This is a genomic window from Variovorax sp. 10L421 (genome assembly GCF_056395365.1).
In genome coordinates this window covers 474,214-490,261 of record NZ_JBFTJJ010000002.1, presented here as the reverse complement: position 1 = coordinate 490,261, position 16,048 = coordinate 474,214, and the positions used below count along the sequence as shown (strand labels likewise).

Genomic DNA, 16,048 nt, shown 5'->3' with positions numbered 1-16,048 from the left:
TTACCGATATGCGGCGCCTCAGCACGTGCAAACGAGGTCACTCGCGACAATTCGCTTGCTGGGGGCATCGAGACCCATCAGGACACTCGCTAACGCGAGGGTCCGGCATACTGGGCGCGATGAGGGCGTTTCCACACAGCCTCGGCCGATAGTACCCATTCGCGCGAGCCCGTCGAATGTCGGCAACTCGCTGCAAAACCGCCTCTCACACGGCCGTCACGACCACCTCATCCTCGGGCTTTCAACTTGACGGACTCTCCAAAGAACACGGACATTGCCCCTGCTTCGTGATGAGCGAGGCCGGATTTAGCAGCCCGCTGACATCCTGCGACGAAAGCCGCAGTCACCGCACATGGTCCGCGGCTTTTTCGTTCGTGCCTCTTTTTTAGGCGGATCGAACGGGAGGGCTCGCGCCCTGCCGGTTTCCGCAAGGATGTCCCGGTCTGTCAACCCGTTCGAGCTGCCGCTCTCGTTTGACAGCAGGTGCTGGTTGTTGCAAATCGACATCCTTGGAGGCCCATGGCCCATGCTTCAAACGCTGGCTGCTTCTGCACGCCTTATTGTCCTACCGCCCAATTCAAATCCTTCGAATTGGTATAAGCCGAGCGGCTCCCCCCCTCCCAACAAAGCCAGGCCGCATTCCTCAACGACGCACGCGACGCCGTGCAAGGTGCACACACGCTGGTCCAACTGCTCGCCTGGGACGAAGACCGCCGCGATGCCGCCTTATCCGACGCAGACCCTGCACCGCTCTTCGACACATGCCAGCGCAGCGCGCTGCAGCGGTTTCTCTCGGTGTCGCTGGGCCTGCTTCATGCCCGCATCGAAAGCCAGTGCGAGGCGCTGACGCAGGAGGGTACCTTGCGCGCCGCCTGACAGCTTGTGCCCCCTCCATGCGGCGCGCAGAATCACGGCCCCGCGTTGGAGGAATTGACCATGACGATTCCGTACTTTGTCCTGACGCCTGACCGGCGTGAAGTTCCTCTGAACGTGCTCGGCACGCAGGTGACGGTGCTGGCGTCGAATGCGACGACGCAGAGCTATGGCATCACTTTCCAACGGGGTGACGAAGGCACGGGGCCGCCGCCGCACAGCCACGACTGGGACGAAGCCTTCTACGTCCTCGGAGGCGAGGTCGAGTTTCTCTGCGACGGCCGCGCGCACATGTGCCAGCCCGGCACGCTCGTCCATGTACCGCGTGGAACGGTGCATGGCTTTCACTACGGCAAGGGCGGCGGGCAGATGCTCGAGATCACCGGGGAGGGCGCCTTGGCCGCCCAGATGTTCACCGCGATCGATCGCGAGATTCCGGTGGGGCCGCCTGATATTCCGAAGCTGCTGGAGGTGCTCGAGCGGAATGGGATTGCCGTCGCAGCCTGACCGGGAGGCGGCCGTAGCCGGGCGGTCGCTTGCCGAGGCCAGACTGTGCCGCAGTGCGCATGGCATACGAATGTTGTATGATGCGCATCATGCGAAATACCAGGCCCAATACCCGAGCTGCCGCCAAGGATGCAACGCATGAGCGCATCGTGTCCGTGGCAGCCCGCGCGATCCGTCGCAGCGGCTACGACGGGACCGGGGTCTCGGACATCATGAAGGAGGCCGGCCTGACGCACGGGGCCTTCTATGCCCACTTCGCATCGCGTGAGACCATGCTGGCCGAAGCGGCGGGGAGGGCGTGCGCAGAGTCCGCCGCCGCCGCGGCCGACGTCGTGGCCAGCGTGCCCCCCGGCACTGCGCTCGCATCCATGCTGAGCGCCTATCTCTCCAGGGAGCATCAGGAGAACGCCGACATAGGTTGCCCCCTGGCCGCGCTGGGTTCCGAGACCTCGCGGCAGGCTCCCGAAGTGCGCCGTGTAGCGACCCGGCACATCAAGGAAATGATCGACCTCGTCGCCCGCCAGTTGCCGGACTGGGGACAGCCCGGAGCCCACGAACGGGCCCTCGTGACCCTCTCCACCATGGTGGGCGCCTTGCTGCTGGCGCGTGCTGTCGACGAGCCTGCGCTGTCTGACAGCCTGCGCGAGGCCGCGCTCAAGCACCTGACCTCCGTCGGCAACTGAATCCGTTGATGGATGGATGCCGCCCTTTCGTTTGCCTTTAAATATGATGATCATCATGCCAAATGAAGTGTTTATTGACGGAGAAACAAGGAAGGCCATGAAAGCATTTGTGTTGGAGCGCTACGGGAAAAAGAGCGCGTTGCGGTCGGCGGAAATGCCGACCCTCGAATTGCGCGATGACGAAGTCCTGGTCGAGGTTCATGCCGCCGGCGTGAACCTGCTGGACGCCAAGATCAGGGACGGAGAGTTCAAGCTCGTCCTGCCCTACCGCCTGCCGCTCGTCCTGGGCCACGACGTGGCCGGCGTCGTGGTCGAGGTGGGCCGGCGTGTGCAGCATTTCAGGCCGGGCGACGAGGTGTATGCGCGGGCGGATGACTTCCGGATCGGCACCTTCGCCGAATTCGTTGCGGTCAAGGAGGCATCGCTTGCGCTCCGGCCCAAGGGTCTCACGATGGTCGAAGCCGCCTCCATCCCCCTGGTGGGCCTGACGGCATGGCAGGCGCTGGTCGAGAAGGCCGAGCTGAAGAAGGGGCAGAAGGTCTTCATTCAGGCGGGCTCCGGCGGCGTGGGCACTTTCGCCATCCAGTTGGCCAAGCATCTGGGCGCAACCGTCGCCACGACGACGAGCGCAGGCAACGTCGCGCTTGTGAAGAGCCTGGGCGCAGACGTGGTCATCGACTACAGGACGCAGGACTTCGAGGATGTCCTGCGCGACTACGACGTGGTCTTGAACAGCCAGGATGGCAAGACGCTCGAGAAGTCTCTTCGCGTGCTCAAGCCCGGCGGAAGGCTCATCTCCATCTCCGGGCCGCCGGACCCCGAATTCGGCAAGGAAATCTCGGCACCCGGGTTCGTGAAGCTGGTCATGCGGCTGCTGAGCTCGGGCATCAGGCGAAGGGCGAAACGCCGAGGCATTGGCTATTCGTTCCTCTTCATGAGGGCGAATGGAGGCCAACTGCGCGAGATCACCCGGCTCATCGAGGCCGGGGCCATCCGGCCCGTGATGGACCGGGTCTTTCCTTTCGAGGCGACCAACGAGGGCCTGGCCTATGTCGAGTCTGGCCGCGCGAAGGGCAAGGTCGTCATCAAAGTCAAGTGAACCCGATTCCCAACCAACTCATTTTTTGGAGTCTCCCATGAAGATCGAAAACGCTGTCGTCCTCGTCACCGGAGCCAATCGTGGCATTGGCCTGGCCTTTGCACGCGAGTTGCTCGCCCGTGGCGCCCGCAAGGTCTACGCCGGTGCGCGCGACCCCGTCACCATCACGCAAGCCGGTGTCCAGCCCCTGCGGCTCGACGTCAACAAGCCGGAAGACGTCGCAGCCGCCGCGGAGCTGGCCTCGGACGTGACGCTCGTGATCAACAACGCCGGCATTGCACAGCCTGGCGGCTTTCTCGCAGCCGACAGCGAAGACGTTGCGCGGCGCATCTTCGAGACCAACTTCTTCGCCGTGCTGCGCATGAGCAAGGCCTTTGCGCCGATCCTCAAGGCCAACGGCGGTGGCGCATTGCTCAACGTGTTGTCGGTCGCCTCGTGGGTGAACGGCGGCGAACTGGGCGCCTATTCGGCCAGCAAGTCCGCGGCCTGGTCGCTTACCAATGCACTGCGCAACGAACTGGCGGCACAGAAGACGCAGGTGCTGGGGCTGCACATGGCCTACGTCGATACCGATCTGACACGCGGGTTCGAGGTGCCGAAGTCCAGCCCGGAGGAAATCGTCAAGCGCGCGCTCGACGGACTTGAATCGGGTCTCGACGAAGTGCTGGCCGATGAACTCACCCTGCAAGTCAAGCGCGGGATGACGGCGGACAGACCCAGCTACCTGCCGCAGGCCTCCTGAGGTGTTTCGGTTGCACGCCGACTTCCTGAGCAAGGCGCTTGCGTTCCTTGCGCGATGACCGGCGGCGGACCGCCTGCCGTGCACAATCTGCCCCAGCATGCGAATCCACGAACTGAAACGCCGACTGCGCGAAGCCGGAGCCGGCCCCAGCCACGAACAACGCATCCTGCGGCTTTGGTCCCATGCGCTGCCCCGGGACAGCGGCAGGCGCCTGCCGGGGACCTTCTTCCCGTCGTCGTTGCTGGCTGCCTTGCCGTCCATCGAAGCCGAGCTTGCTGGGCTGGCGCGCATCCATGCGGTGCATCCCGGTGCCGATGGTTCAGAGCGGCTGCTCGTGGCCCTCGCGGACGGCCAGACCGTGGAGAGCGTGCTTCTGCCCCGCGATGGCCTGTGCGTCTCCTCGCAGGTCGGATGCGCCGTCGGGTGCCAGTTCTGCATGACCGGCCGCGAAGGCTTGCTGCGCCAGGTGGGAAGCGCCGAGATCATTGCCCAGGTCGCCCTCGCGCGCATGCGGCGGCCGGTGCGCAAGGTGGTGTTCATGGGCATGGGCGAACCGGCCCACAACCTCGACAACGTGATGGAGGCGATCGACCTGCTCGGCACGGTGGGCAACGTTGGCCACAAGAACCTGGTGTTCTCGACCGTGGGCGATCCACGCGCGTTCGAGAGGCTGCACCAGGAACGCGTGAAGCCTGCGCTGGCTCTTTCTTTGCACACGACCAGGGCCGATCTGCGCCGCAAGCTCCTGCCGCGCGCGCCGAACATGACGCCCGAGGAACTGGTCGCCGCAGGCGAGCGCTATGCGCGTGCCACCGGCTACCCGATCCAGTACCAGTGGACCCTGCTGGAAGGCGTCAACGACGGGCAGGATGAGATCGAAGGCATCGTCCAGCTGCTCTCCGGCAAGTACGGCGTGCTGAACATGATTCCCTTCAACGCGGTCGACGGCGTGGCGTTCAGCCGCCCGTCGTGGGAGCGTTGCGAACAGATGGCTCGCACGCTGCACGAACGGGGCATCCTGACGAAGCTGCGCAATTCAGCCGGCCAGGATGTCGACGGCGGATGCGGCCAGTTGAGGGCGCGCGCAGCCGAAGTGCAGGTGCTGTTTCGAAAGACCGAAGACCGGCGTTAGGTCGACCCGCCCGCGTCCGGGTGCTGCAGCTTCACCGAGATCCCGTAAAGAGCCAGCATGCCGAGCACATGCCCGATGGCGACGCCTGGCTCGCCTGATTCGATCCGTGCGATGGTCTGGACGTGAACGCCCAGGCGTGCGGCAGCGGCGGCCTGGCCCTCGCCGGCACTGGTGCGCGCCAGCTTGGCGGCGGCGCCCAGCTCCTTGATCGCCAGAATGGCGTCGCCCCCGATGTCTGCGGAAATTCGTTTGCCTTTGGCCATTTCCGCATTGTCACCGCAGAGAATCCCCGCATGCCCCACGCCGTTTCCCTCCTTCGCGCCGCGCGCCTGGCGCGAAGCGCCAAACCCTTTCTGGCCCGCGGGGGCTTCAAGCGCGAGCGCTGCGCCGGCTGCCGGCTGGTGCCCAGCCACTGCATGTGCGCAGTGCGCCCGTCGGTGGCAACACGCGCTGGGGTGTGCCTGCTCATGGCCGACATCGAGCCGCTCAAGCCGACCAACACGGGTTGGCTGATTGCCGACGTGGTGGCCGATACCTTCGCCTTCGGCTGGATGCGCACCGACACCGACCCCGCGCTGCTGGCCTTGCTGAACGACCCTCAGTGGCAACCGTACGTGGTGTTCCCGGGGCAGTACGCGGCGCCCGAGCGGGTGGTCGCCAGTGTCTCGTCGCCCGACCCGACCCGTGCCGGCACTGCCAAACGCCCGCTCTTCATCCTGTTCGACGGGACCTGGGCCGAGGCGCGCAAGATGTTCAGCAGGAGCCCTTACCTCGACCTGCTGCCCGTGCTGAGCCTGCAGCCGGAGCAGATCACGCAATACAAGCTGCGCCGCTCCGGCCGCGACGATCATTTCTGCACGAGCGAGGTGGCCGCGCTGTGCATGAACCTGGCAGGTGAACACGCCGCCGAGCAAACGCTGGGGGCCTATCTCGCGGTCTTCACGCACCACTACCTGAGTGCGAAGAAGCAGCAGCCCATTGCATGGGATGGGGCTGCGCATCAGCGGCTGCGCGAGCTGTCCGCTCTCCCGCTTTCATGAACCGCGCCGGCCGCTGATGGGCGCATGCAGCGCCATCAGCCCGGCCACCCAGTCGATGAACACGCGCAGCTTGGCGCTGACGTGCCGGTTCGGCGGAAACGCGATGTACAGCGGCATCGGGTCGAGCTGCCAGCCCTCGAACAGAGGTACCAGTTCCCCGTTCGCCACGTGCGCCTTGGCCAAGTAGTCGGGTAGCCAAAGGATGCCGAGTCCGGCCAGACCAGCCGCGAGGTAGGCATTGCCGTCGTCGACCGACAGCACGTAGCGGCCCTGCACCCCGATGTGCTCGCCATCGCGGCGCATGGTGTACGGAAAAGTCTTGCCGTTGCGCGACCACAGGAAGCCCACGATGCGGTGATGCGTGTCTTCCAGGTCCTGAGGGTGCGAGGGCGTGCCGGCGAGTTCCAGGTAGCTCGGCGCCGCATACACGCCGAGCTGCAGATCGCCCACGCGGCGTGCCATGAGCGACTGGTCGGTGAGTTCGCCGCCGCGCACCACGCAGTCCACGTTCTCGCCGATCAGGTCCACCATGCGATCGCTCACGCCCATGTCGAGCTGGATGTCGGGGTAGCGCGCGTGGAACGCCGGCAGCGCCGGCACCAGGATCGTGCGCGCCAGCGGGCTGGGCACGTCCACGCGCAGCCGGCCCCTGGGCGATGCCGAGGCGCCCGAGAGGCTGGTCTCGGCATCGTCCATGTCGGCCAGCAGGCGCACCACGCGCTCGTAGTAGGCCGCGCCGTCGGCAGTGACGTTGACCTTGCGCGTCGTGCGGTTGAGCAGCTTCACGCGCAGCCTCGCTTCGAGCTGCTGCACCAGCTGCGTCACGCTGGTCTTGCTCATGTGAAGCGTCTCGGCCGCCTTGGTGAAGCTGCCTGCTTCCACCACGCGGGCGAAAGCCTGCATTGCATCGAAACGGTCCATGGTGCTGCTCCTGCGGATGCGCGGATTGTTTGGGTTCTGCAAACAGTGATTGTTGGCCTTGCCCGTTTATCCGGGAGGCGCGGTTCCCTAAAGTCCCTCCATCGTTATTTCTTCGGGAAGGCCGTCCATCCATGACTCAGCGCGACGTCGTTTTTCCACCCGGGCGCCAGGCGCTCTACGAAAAGAATCGCTACTCGCCGGCGATCCGGTCCAACGGCTTCCTGTTCGTGTCGGGGCAGGTCGGCAGCCGCCCCGACGGCTCGCCGGAGCCCGATCTGGAGGCGCAGGTCCGGCTGGCGTTCGAGAACCTGAATGCGATCCTTGCGGCGGCGAACTGCACGTTCGACGACGTGGTCGACGTCACGGTGTTCATCGTCGATCCGGAGTCGAATTTCGAGACGGTCTGGAAGGTGGTGCCGGAGTACTGGGGCGGAGCGCCGCACCCGACGCTGACGGGGATCGGGGTGACGTGGCTCTACGGATTCCAGTTCGAGATCAAGGTGATTGCGAGGCTGCCGGAGAACAATGAGGGCTGAGCCCTGCGCTCGCCACGGGCCGCCCGGCCGCCTGCATGGGAGCGATCTCAGCGGATGGGCTTATGGTGACCTGCGCGGAGCTGGCTTGCGCGCTGGCCTTTCAGGTAGCCGGTCACGAGGCGCGCACCCTCGTCGATGAGCGCTTCCATCCGATCGTCGGTCAGAACCCTGGAGTGGTGCAGCACCGCGTTGTGCGTCAACGCCTCGATCGTGGTGACACATACAAACGATGCGAGCTCCAGGTCGTCGACGCCGAGTTCGTCCCGGGCTCCTTCTAGATAAGTACTGAACAGGCTGAAATTTTCACGACTGAAGGTTTCCAGCTTCTCCAGCTTTCCCACGCGCGGGATCTGTTCGGCGAGCACCCGATGCAGTTGGGGGTCGAGACGGTGGGCCTCTACCGCGACAGCGACGAACCTGCGCATCACCTGGTCCAGCGGCTGGCTCGAGACCTCGCTCAGCTCGCTGCGCACCATCTGCATGATCTGCTGCTGGTGGCGCTCGATCACGGCGGCGACGAGTGCCTCCTTGCTGGGGAAATATTGATAGAGCGAGCCGATGCTCACCCCCGCAACCTCCGCGATGCGGTTGGTGCTGGCCTTGTCGAAACCATCCTTGACCAGAATGCGAGCAGTTGCCTCGATCAGGTTGTCCACGGTCGCGCGCGATCGCTCCTGAATGGCGGTTTTCCTGGGCCGGATGACTGGTTTTCTCGTCATTTTCAGATGCCATCAATGCGAGTATGAAAAGCGAATGATCGCTCATATTCTGAGTGGGCGCGGACAGGCAGCGCAACTTCCTGCATGTAAGACCCGTGGCGCGCAAACCCCTCAGGAGACCATGACATGGACGACACACTGCATCACCTCTTCAGATACAAGGCTTGGGCAAACGACCAGCTGTTGACCGCGCTGGCCCGGCTTGGCGACAGCTCCTCGATCACCGCATTGGCCATCAAGGCCTTGAGCCACACCTATGTGGTCGACCGGATATTCGCCGCTCACATCAGGCGGGAAGCTCACGGGTACGCATCGGCCAACTTGAGCGAGATGCCAACGCTGGAAGATCTGTCCACCGATCTCCGGAGAAGCGATCAGGAATACGTCGACTATGTGTCGACGCTCGATCTCGACCAACTGGCCGAACGAATCGACTTCGCGTTCACCGACGGCGCACAGGGGCGCATGTCCCGCGAGGAGATGCTCATGCATGTTGTCACGCACGGAGCAGGCCATCGTGGACAGGTCAGCGCGGTGATGCTGCTCAACTCGGTTCCACCGGCCAGGGATGGCTTCACGACGTACCTGCACGAGGCGCAGGCGTCGGCGAGAGGGCGGCTTGCCTCTGGAGCGTAGTGAGTTGCGAGGTCCGCTCCGGGCCTGCTTGACGATGCCCCGCACGGTTTCTGGAGACAATGACCCCGCTCGAAGCCAAGCACGAAGGGATCAAGATGTCAGCTGACGACTGGTGGAAGTGCGGAATCGTCTATCAGGTCTACCCGCGTTCGTTCCAGGACAGCAACGGCGATGGCATCGGAGACCTCGACGGAATCCGCGCCCGGCTGGATCATCTGGTCTCGCTCGGCGTCGACGCCGTCTGGATCTCGCCGATCTATCCCTCGCCGATGGCCGACTTCGGCTACGACATCTCCCATTTCTGCGACATCGATCCGTGCTTCGGCACGCTCGATGGCTTCGATGCGCTGGTGCAGGAGGCCCATGCGAAGGGGCTCAAGATCATCCTGGATTTCGTGCCCAACCACACGTCGGACCGGCATCCGTGGTTCGTGCAAAGCCGCAGCGCGCGCAGTGATGCGCGGCGCGACTGGTACATCTGGCGCGACCCGGCGCCCGACGGCGGGCCGCCCAATAACTGGCTCGGCAATTTCGGCGGCCCGGCCTGGAGCTTCGATGCGGCCACCGGGCAGTACTACGCCCATTCGTTCCTGAAGGAGCAGCCCGACCTCAACTGGCGCAACCCCGAAGTACGCGCCGCGATGTACGAGGTGCTGCGTTTCTGGCTTCGGCGCGGCGTCGACGGATTCCGCGTCGACGTGCTCTCGCAGATCGTCAAGGACGCGCAGTTCCGCGACAACCCGCCGAATCCGGATTTCGTCGAAGGGCAGGACCCGTTTCTTCGCTGGACGATGCTTCACAACACGGACCTGCCGGAGGTGCAGCCGATCGTGGCCGAGATGCGCCGCGTGGTCGACGAGTTCAGCGATGCACACTCGTCGCGCGTGCTGATCGGCGAGCTCTACCTGCCGCTCGCGCGCCTGGTCGCCTACTACGGCCTCAACGCCCAGGGCGTGCTCGAAGGCGTGCAGCTGCCCTTCAACTTTCAGCTGATCGCGACCGAGTGGCAGGCGGCGCGCATCGACCGCCTGGTGCGCGACTACGAAGCCGCCTTGCCCGCCGGCGCCCAGCCGAACTGGGTGCTGGGCAATCACGACAGGTCCCGCATTGCAAACCGCGTCGGGCCACGGATGGCGCGGCTCGCCGCCATGCTGCTGCTCACGCTGCGCGGCACGCCCACGCTCTACTACGGCGACGAGATCGGCATGACGGACGTCCCCATTCCTGCCGACGAAGTGCAGGACCCGTTCGAGAAGAACAGGCCCGGCATGGGCCTGGGCCGAGACCCGGAGAGAACGCCCATGCAGTGGAGCGCCGAAGCGCACGCCGGCTTCACGACGGGAATCCCGTGGCTGCGCCTCGCATCCGACTGGCACATGCACAACGTCGAAGTGCAGTCGCGCGATCCGGGCTCCATGCTGGCGCTCTACAAGCGCCTCATCGCGTTGCGCCGCGCGCAGCCTGCGCTGCACCGGGGCAGCTACGAAGCGCTTGAAGCCGGGGACGAGATGCTCGCCTATGCGCGCGAGAGCGACGGACAGCGGCTGGTGGTGATATTGAACTTCGGCGCCACCTCGGCGCCGGTGTCGCCGGCGCTGTTGCCGCGCCAGCCGATCGTGCTGGCATCGACCGATCCTGCGCGCGCCGGATCGATCGAAGGGCCCTTGGTGCTGGCGCCTTGCGAAGGTGTCCTCATCGGCGCGGTGAGCGACAAGGGCCCGACGACACGATGAGGGATCAAGGCTCGCCGGTCGGGATCTCGACGTAGCTGCGCGCATGCCAGCGCACGCGCACGGGCCATTTCGCGTCGGCAATGGTTTCCGAGTTCACGTCCTTGCCGCTGCCGTAATTGACCTGCCGGTCGGGGCGCCTGTTGAGGCCGATCACCAGCACGATGCGGCTGCCCGCCGCGAGCCTGCAAGCGGTGACCCGCTCGGTGGTGAAGGCCAGCAGCTGGCGCTCGCCGGCCCGAAGAAGCCGGCGGCGCACGCGATGGCCGGCGTAGCTCGCGCGGAAGTCGTAGGGGTCGAACAGCAGCTGGTATTCGCCGCTCGCCGTCTGCTCGTACAGCGAGATGCGGAAGTCCACGTCCTGCCGCGAGGGCGTGATGTCGAACACGCCGCGCAGGCTGCCGGCGATCTCGGTGTCCGAAGGCAGCGGGTCACTGACAAAGCTGATGCCGTTGCGCGTCGGCACTTCCTTCACGCGCAGCGCGTCGGGCCACGGCATGCCCACGTCGCGCCGATCGGCGAGATCGACCGAGAGCCGCGCGCTGCCACCGCCTTCGGACGGCGACGGCAACAGGCGGTGCGGGTCGTCGCGCCCATTGGTGTCGAGATAGAGGCGCAGCGGCGCGCGCTCCTGCGCGTCCAGCATCGGCACATGGCGCCACTGGTCCGCGCCCATCACCTGGTAGTTGATGCGATCCAGCAGCAGGGAAGGCTTGTTCGCGCCCTTCAGGATGTGGTCGAGCCATTGGTAGCGCAGCTCGGGCAGGTCGACGCGCGCGACGGGGTCCAGCGTGTAGCCGCGCAGCGTCGGCGCCGTGCCGCGGCGGATCGAGGTCGCGTCGTAGGGGCCAAGCAGCAGCGTCGTGTCGGCCTGCGGCCGGTTGCGAAGATGCTCGTGGTGGAAGTAGAGCGCGCCGGCGTCGGCGCCGTAGTAGCCGGCGAAGCTGAGCACCGGGATGTCGATGCGCGCGAACTGCTCCGCCGACGGCAGGAACTTCTGCCAGTAGCGGTCGTGGCTCGGGTGCGTCAGCCAGGCGCGGATCAGCCTGCTGCGCCTGCCCAGCAGGACGCGGTCCACGTCCCAGTAGGGGCGATTGCCGCGATGCCAGCGCGCGTCGAGTGCCTGCCATACCGCGTCCGGGCCGGCGTCGGCGTCGATGCCGGCCTGCAGGGGCTCGGCATCCGCGTGCTCCTGCGCCCAGCGGACCATGGCGTTGCGGAAGATCTGTCCGGCCATCGGGAAGTCGATGCCCGGCGCCATCGGCGCGATGGTGGCGATGGCCTTGAGCGCCGCCGGCCTCCTGCGCGCGGCGGCCCAGGCGGCGTAGCCGGAGTAGCCGTCGCCGAGCATGGCAACGCGGCCGTCGCTCCACGCCTGCCGGGCGATCCAGTCGATGACGGCGGCGGCATCTTCGCCGTCGCGAATGAAGGGCCACACGGCGCCCTTGCCGTCGGGCGTGCGTCCGCGCACGTATGCCGTGACGCCGATGTAGCCCCTGGCGGCGCTGCGCCTGGCGTCGTCCTCGGCCGGGTCGAGCGTGAAGCGCAGCAGCGTCGACAGCGCGCCATCCATGCGGCCGGGCCGGACCACGCTGGCATGGATGACGCCGCCCCGCACGGGAATCCTGACGTCGGCCTCCGCCACGTAGCGGCTGCCGTTTTGCGCGGCGAACAATTCGGGCAGCAGCGCACTGAAGCTGCGGCGCGACTGGAACGAGAGCCAGGTTCGCACGAGCGCCAAGGCCTCGGCCTCCGGCAGGCTGCCCTTCGCGCGCCAGAGATCGAAGGCCTGGCGCAGCGGCTCCCTGTATGTAGCCGGCGGAATCTCGAGCCGCGCCATGACGGCCTGGGCCTGCGCGTTGTCGAGCGGCGACACCAGCTCATGGAACGAGCGCGCGTAGGCTTCGGCGAAGCCGAGGCGCCCGTCCGCCTCGAGCATGCGCGCATTCGCATAGATGCCATCGAGGATCGCACGCTCGACCAGGCCGTCGAAGGGCTTGCCCTGGCGCCGGTCGCGCAGGGAGCGGCTGCTGTCGTAGGCCGCACGGTAGGCGCCGCTGACGATCTGCAGGGCGGTGACGTTGGCCAGGAAGGAGTCGGTGTCCGCGTCCTGGTACACCGGCAGGATGCGCTCGGCCAAGTCCCGCATCAGGTCCGCAGCGGCGGCATCGTCCGGGTCGCGCGGCGGCCGGAAGCCGAAATCAGCCGCCCGGGACCCGGTGGGCCAGGCGGGGAGCGCAAGAGCCAGCCGCATGAGGGCGCGGCGCGCACGGCTGACGGTTGGCAGGGGGCGTCTCATGGTCGCTGCTCCTCGGGCACGGCGTGCGGCGCTTTGACCAGATGAACCACCTGCGTGAACAGCCGGTCGTGCGCCTCGCCGGCCGAGCCTATGTGAATGATGCCCGTGTGGGTGAGCTTGCCAAGCACGCCGATGATGAGTTCGAGCGTGTCGTCGTCGAATGCGCTGAAGGCCTCGTCCATCACCAGCCAGGGCGGCGCCTGCAGCACCACGCGGGCGAAGCCCAGCCGCAGCTGCTCGTCCATGCTGAGCTCGCTTTCCCAGCGGCCCTTCCTGTCAAGCAAGGGTTCCAGGCGCTGGAGGCCCACGCTTGCCAGCGCGGCCACCATGGCATCTCTGGGATAGGTCGTCGGCTCCATCGCATACGACAGCACTTCGGCCAGCGTGCCGCGGGGAATGTAGGGCGTGCCGCGCGGCATGTAGTGGATCGTCTCGCCGCCCGGCCGGCGCACCGTGCCGGAGCCCCAGGGCCACAGGCCCGCAAGCGAGCGGAACAGCAGCGTCTTCTCGGCACCCGGCGTGCCGAGGATCAGCACGCGCTGGCCGCGGTGCACGACCAGGCCCGAAACGTCCAGCCGATCGTGGCCGCTCCAGGAGCGAACCTCCAGCGCTTCGATCGCGAGCGTTCCGCCTTCGCCTTCCTCGTAGGCGATGCGACTGCCGCTCGCCCGTGCCTCCAGATCGGACGCCAGCATCCGGCGCAGGTCGGTCACGCGCAGCAGCGTGGCGCGCCAGTCGGCAATGATGCTGAAGTTGTCGACGAACCAGCGCAGCGACGACTGCGCCTGCGTGAAGGCCGCGGCAGCCATCATCAGGCCGCCGAACGAAACCTTCCCCGAGAAATACAGCGGTGCGGCCACCAGCGTCGGCGCGATGATGGTGATCCAGCCGAAGCCCGCGGTGACCCAGGTCAGGTTGGTCAGCCCGAGCACCACGCGCGACGTGGCGCGCAGCACGTCGCCGAAATGCATGGCGACGCGACGCTTCTCGTCGGCCTCGCCACCGGCCAGGGAGATGCCGTCCAGATGCTCGTTGATGCGCGTCAGCGAGAAGCGCAATTCGCCTTCGCGCGCGTAGCGCTCGGCGTTGCGCGAGATCAGGCCGTTGCCGACCCAGTAGGTGACCAGCGACCCGGCCACCGCATAGACAATCGCCGCCCACAACATGAAGCCCGGCAACACATGGTCCTGGCCGTCGAAGAAGATGCTGAAGTCCTTGGAGAGCACCCACAGCACGCTCGCGAAGCTGCCGAACAGCATCGTGGCCTGCAGCAGGCCCACGCCGAGGGTGACCGACAGATCGCACAGCTTCAGCGTGTCGTCGTGCATGCGCTGATCCGGGTGGGCACCCATCGGGCCGCTGGCCTGGAGCCAGAACGCCCGGCGCGGCTGCAGCCACAGCCCCACCAGGTCGTTGACCACTGCCTTTCGCAGCTTCAGTTGCAAGGTTTCGCCGAGCCACCGCTGCGCGACGTTCAAGACCAGCAACGCGCCCGCAATCACCGCGAAGACGCCGACCTGCACGATGAATTCGCTCAGGTCGCGGCGCGAGATCGCGTCGTAGAACGGCTTGTTCCAGCTGTTGAGCTCGATCTGCCCATACGCCGTGAGCGCGACGACCACGACGATCGCGCCCATCAGCGCGACAAGCGTTTTCGCGACCGGGGATACGCGCAAGGCGCCGAGCAGTTCGCCGACCTGGCGGAAGACGCCGGTCCTTGCAGCCGGCTCGGCAGGGTCGCCTGGCCTTGCGCTCATCGTTACCGCGATGCCTGAGAGGCGGCGGCCGCGATGCGGCGCGCGGAGACACACGAAATGAACGCGGCGTGGCTCCAGGCCAATTGCTTCGCCGAGGTCTGCGCGCCGCTGTGCTGATCGAACTGCTCCGACAGATCACCGCCGGCCGGCGTGTAGGTGCGTACGGTGGCCAGGTAGGCGTCGCCGCGCTCCATCCACTGGTTCCCATGGCGTGCATCGCCGCCCAGCGCCGCGGCGCGGAAACAGAACTCGGCGGCACCGAGCGTCGAGAAGTAGTACGCGCCGCCTGAGCAGTACACGTCGCCGGCGTACCGGCCCATCGCCGTGCCACGGCCTGCGGCACGGCCGTGGTTGATCGGATAGGCAGCGTCGAACAGTGCGTCGAGCCGCGCCAGCGTGGCCTGCATGCGCAGATCGACCGGGCTGTGCGAGGCCTCGGTGCCGAGGCTGTGGATCGCCGACAGGATCACCGCGATGTCCAGCGCCTTCGGACTGGGCCGGCCGTCGGCCAGCACGCGCGAACGGTAGTAGCCGTGCGTCGCGCCTTCCTCATCGACCCAGTAGCCATCGAGCAGGCGCAGCACGGCCTGCGACTCCTCCCGGCAGCGCTGCGCCTGCGCCGCGTCGCCCAGGCCCTCCAGCCATGCCGCGCCTTCGGCCAGCGCTGCTGCCGAGACGCGCAGCGTGTAGTAGTGATGGCCGCTTTCCTCCTCCCAGATGTCGAACGACGGCTCGCGCCAGTGGCGCAGCGTGAAGCCGAGGTCGAAGCGGATCAGCGGCGCGACCTCGGCCAGCAGGGCCGCGTCGAGGTGCCCGCCGGCCACCCAGCGCAGCAGCGCCAGCGCTCGCAGCGGCGGCCCGTCGTGCTGAGGGCGCGCCCAACGCAGGACATCGAGCGTGCCGTCGGGGTTCACCCGCGTCTCGGCGGCGACGGCATCGCCGTGGACGCCCGCGAGCTCATGGTCCTCGCGCAGGTACTGCAGCAATTCGGGAGCCACGCGCGTCCTGCGGTCCTGCACCGCGGCAATCGCGCGGCCGTCGAGTGCGTTCAAGGCAAGACTGAAGCGGATGAAGTCGCGCAGATGCTGCAGGGCTTCGGCGCCGATGCGTCGCTCGACGTAGAGCAGGCGCAGCGCATCGATGACGACGGCGGAATCCCGGAACCAATGGAAGAAGTAGTCCGGGTCAGGGTCGTAGTTGCCGAGCACCGGCGAGGCGACGATGGCACCGGCGACCGGCCGTATGGTCTGGCCGAAGCCTGGGCGATGCTTGACGATCGACACCGGCGAGACGCTGGACAGCATCGCGCTCGCCGAATGGGAGAGCTGTCCGTCGAGCCAGGACTCGAACGCCGGGTCTTGATGACTCGCCACG

At 66.6% G+C, this 16,048-nt stretch carries 16 protein-coding genes; 10 read left to right on the top strand and 6 right to left on the bottom strand.

Annotated elements, in window-relative coordinates:
- Positions 1-663 precede the first annotated feature (663 nt).
- From AC1DFC_RS06285 to AC1DFC_RS06260, 6 genes are all read left to right on the top strand, one after another.
- Complete coding sequence (locus AC1DFC_RS06285) at positions 664-876, top strand: hypothetical protein (protein ID WP_237726049.1); 213 nt, start codon at positions 664-666, stop codon at positions 874-876.
- A 60-nt stretch (positions 877-936) separates the two neighbouring features.
- Positions 937-1,380, top strand: a complete 444-nt coding sequence (locus tag AC1DFC_RS06280) for a cupin domain-containing protein (RefSeq protein WP_413333129.1) — start codon at positions 937-939, stop codon at positions 1,378-1,380.
- Between the two features lie 77 nt (positions 1,381-1,457).
- Positions 1,458-2,063, top strand: a complete 606-nt coding sequence (locus AC1DFC_RS06275) for a TetR/AcrR family transcriptional regulator (RefSeq protein ID WP_478178834.1) — start codon at positions 1,458-1,460, stop codon at positions 2,061-2,063.
- A gap of 97 nt (positions 2,064-2,160) precedes the next feature.
- The gene (locus tag AC1DFC_RS06270; protein WP_478178838.1) at positions 2,161-3,162 is read left to right on the top strand and encodes an NADP-dependent oxidoreductase; all 1,002 of its coding nucleotides are present in this window, start codon (positions 2,161-2,163) and stop codon (positions 3,160-3,162) included.
- Positions 3,163-3,199: 37 nt separating this feature from the next.
- Positions 3,200-3,904, top strand: coding sequence for an SDR family oxidoreductase (locus AC1DFC_RS06265; protein WP_007830028.1), 705 nt, complete (start codon positions 3,200-3,202; stop codon positions 3,902-3,904).
- 97 nt (positions 3,905-4,001) lie between these two features.
- Positions 4,002-5,036, top strand: coding sequence for an RNA methyltransferase (locus AC1DFC_RS06260; RefSeq protein ID WP_478178833.1), 1,035 nt, complete (start codon positions 4,002-4,004; stop codon positions 5,034-5,036).
- Here the strand turns inward: AC1DFC_RS06260 and AC1DFC_RS06255 are convergent.
- Positions 5,033-5,299, bottom strand: a complete 267-nt coding sequence (locus tag AC1DFC_RS06255) for a helix-turn-helix domain-containing protein (RefSeq protein ID WP_042672889.1) — start codon at positions 5,297-5,299, stop codon at positions 5,033-5,035. The two genes, AC1DFC_RS06260 and AC1DFC_RS06255, sit on opposite strands and share 4 nt — an antisense overlap.
- 30 nt (positions 5,300-5,329) lie before the next feature.
- Between AC1DFC_RS06255 and AC1DFC_RS06250 the strand changes: the two genes are divergently transcribed.
- A complete protein-coding gene (locus AC1DFC_RS06250; protein WP_478178832.1) occupies positions 5,330-6,076 on the top strand; it encodes a tRNA-uridine aminocarboxypropyltransferase in 747 nt (248 codons plus the stop codon).
- Here AC1DFC_RS06250 and AC1DFC_RS06245 read toward each other — a convergent pair.
- Complete coding sequence (locus AC1DFC_RS06245) at positions 6,071-6,997, bottom strand: LysR family transcriptional regulator (protein WP_413315154.1); 927 nt, start codon at positions 6,995-6,997, stop codon at positions 6,071-6,073. The two genes, AC1DFC_RS06250 and AC1DFC_RS06245, sit on opposite strands and share 6 nt — an antisense overlap.
- Positions 6,998-7,128: 131 nt before the next feature.
- On the opposite strand from AC1DFC_RS06245, the gene AC1DFC_RS06240 reads away from it, so the two are divergent.
- On the top strand, positions 7,129-7,533 hold the full coding sequence (locus tag AC1DFC_RS06240; protein ID WP_413333119.1) for a RidA family protein: 405 nt from the start codon (positions 7,129-7,131) through the stop codon (positions 7,531-7,533).
- 47 nt (positions 7,534-7,580) lie between these two features.
- Here AC1DFC_RS06240 and AC1DFC_RS06235 read toward each other — a convergent pair whose 3' ends face one another.
- Positions 7,581-8,252: a TetR/AcrR family transcriptional regulator gene (locus AC1DFC_RS06235; protein ID WP_413315152.1), complete on the bottom strand. Its 672-nt coding sequence runs from the start codon at positions 8,250-8,252 to the stop codon at positions 7,581-7,583.
- A gap of 126 nt (positions 8,253-8,378) precedes the next feature.
- On the opposite strand from AC1DFC_RS06235, the gene AC1DFC_RS06230 reads away from it, so the two are divergent.
- Complete coding sequence (locus AC1DFC_RS06230) at positions 8,379-8,888, top strand: DinB family protein (RefSeq protein WP_478178831.1); 510 nt, start codon at positions 8,379-8,381, stop codon at positions 8,886-8,888.
- A 95-nt stretch (positions 8,889-8,983) separates the two neighbouring features.
- Positions 8,984-10,621, top strand: coding sequence for an alpha-amylase family glycosyl hydrolase (locus tag AC1DFC_RS06225; RefSeq protein ID WP_478178830.1), 1,638 nt, complete (start codon positions 8,984-8,986; stop codon positions 10,619-10,621).
- Between the two features lie 4 nt (positions 10,622-10,625).
- Here the strand turns inward: AC1DFC_RS06225 and AC1DFC_RS06220 are convergent, their stop codons facing one another.
- From AC1DFC_RS06220 to AC1DFC_RS06210, 3 genes are read right to left on the bottom strand one after another with little or no spacing between them, the layout of a single operon-like run.
- A complete protein-coding gene (locus tag AC1DFC_RS06220; RefSeq protein ID WP_478178829.1) occupies positions 10,626-12,917 on the bottom strand; it encodes a CocE/NonD family hydrolase in 2,292 nt (763 codons plus the stop codon).
- Complete coding sequence (locus AC1DFC_RS06215) at positions 12,914-14,674, bottom strand: ABC transporter ATP-binding protein/permease (protein WP_007830041.1); 1,761 nt, start codon at positions 14,672-14,674, stop codon at positions 12,914-12,916. Before AC1DFC_RS06215 ends, AC1DFC_RS06220 begins: the two co-directional genes overlap by 4 nt.
- Before the next feature lie 2 nt (positions 14,675-14,676).
- Complete coding sequence (locus AC1DFC_RS06210; RefSeq protein WP_478178828.1) at positions 14,677-16,047, bottom strand: glycoside hydrolase family 15 protein; 1,371 nt, start codon at positions 16,045-16,047, stop codon at positions 14,677-14,679.
- Position 16,048: the final 1 nt, after the last annotated feature.

Coding starts and splice junctions, on each gene's coding strand:
- AC1DFC_RS06220 (WP_478178829.1), bottom strand. CDS start 12,917: ATGAGACGCCCCCTGCCAACCGTCAGCCGTGCGCGCCGCGCCCTCATG.
- AC1DFC_RS06255 (WP_042672889.1), bottom strand. CDS start 5,299: ATGGCCAAAGGCAAACGAATTTCCGCAGACATCGGGGGCGACGCCATT.
- AC1DFC_RS06215 (WP_007830041.1), bottom strand. CDS start 14,674: ATGAGCGCAAGGCCAGGCGACCCTGCCGAGCCGGCTGCAAGGACCGGC.
- AC1DFC_RS06225 (WP_478178830.1), top strand. CDS start 8,984: ATGTCAGCTGACGACTGGTGGAAGTGCGGAATCGTCTATCAGGTCTAC.
- AC1DFC_RS06270 (WP_478178838.1), top strand. CDS start 2,161: ATGAAAGCATTTGTGTTGGAGCGCTACGGGAAAAAGAGCGCGTTGCGG.
- AC1DFC_RS06260 (WP_478178833.1), top strand. CDS start 4,002: ATGCGAATCCACGAACTGAAACGCCGACTGCGCGAAGCCGGAGCCGGC.
- AC1DFC_RS06240 (WP_413333119.1), top strand. CDS start 7,129: ATGACTCAGCGCGACGTCGTTTTTCCACCCGGGCGCCAGGCGCTCTAC.
- AC1DFC_RS06280 (WP_413333129.1), top strand. CDS start 937: ATGACGATTCCGTACTTTGTCCTGACGCCTGACCGGCGTGAAGTTCCT.
- AC1DFC_RS06245 (WP_413315154.1), bottom strand. CDS start 6,997: ATGGACCGTTTCGATGCAATGCAGGCTTTCGCCCGCGTGGTGGAAGCA.
- AC1DFC_RS06275 (WP_478178834.1), top strand. CDS start 1,458: ATGATGCGCATCATGCGAAATACCAGGCCCAATACCCGAGCTGCCGCC.
- AC1DFC_RS06250 (WP_478178832.1), top strand. CDS start 5,330: ATGCCCCACGCCGTTTCCCTCCTTCGCGCCGCGCGCCTGGCGCGAAGC.
- AC1DFC_RS06265 (WP_007830028.1), top strand. CDS start 3,200: ATGAAGATCGAAAACGCTGTCGTCCTCGTCACCGGAGCCAATCGTGGC.
- AC1DFC_RS06235 (WP_413315152.1), bottom strand. CDS start 8,252: ATGACGAGAAAACCAGTCATCCGGCCCAGGAAAACCGCCATTCAGGAG.
- AC1DFC_RS06230 (WP_478178831.1), top strand. CDS start 8,379: ATGGACGACACACTGCATCACCTCTTCAGATACAAGGCTTGGGCAAAC.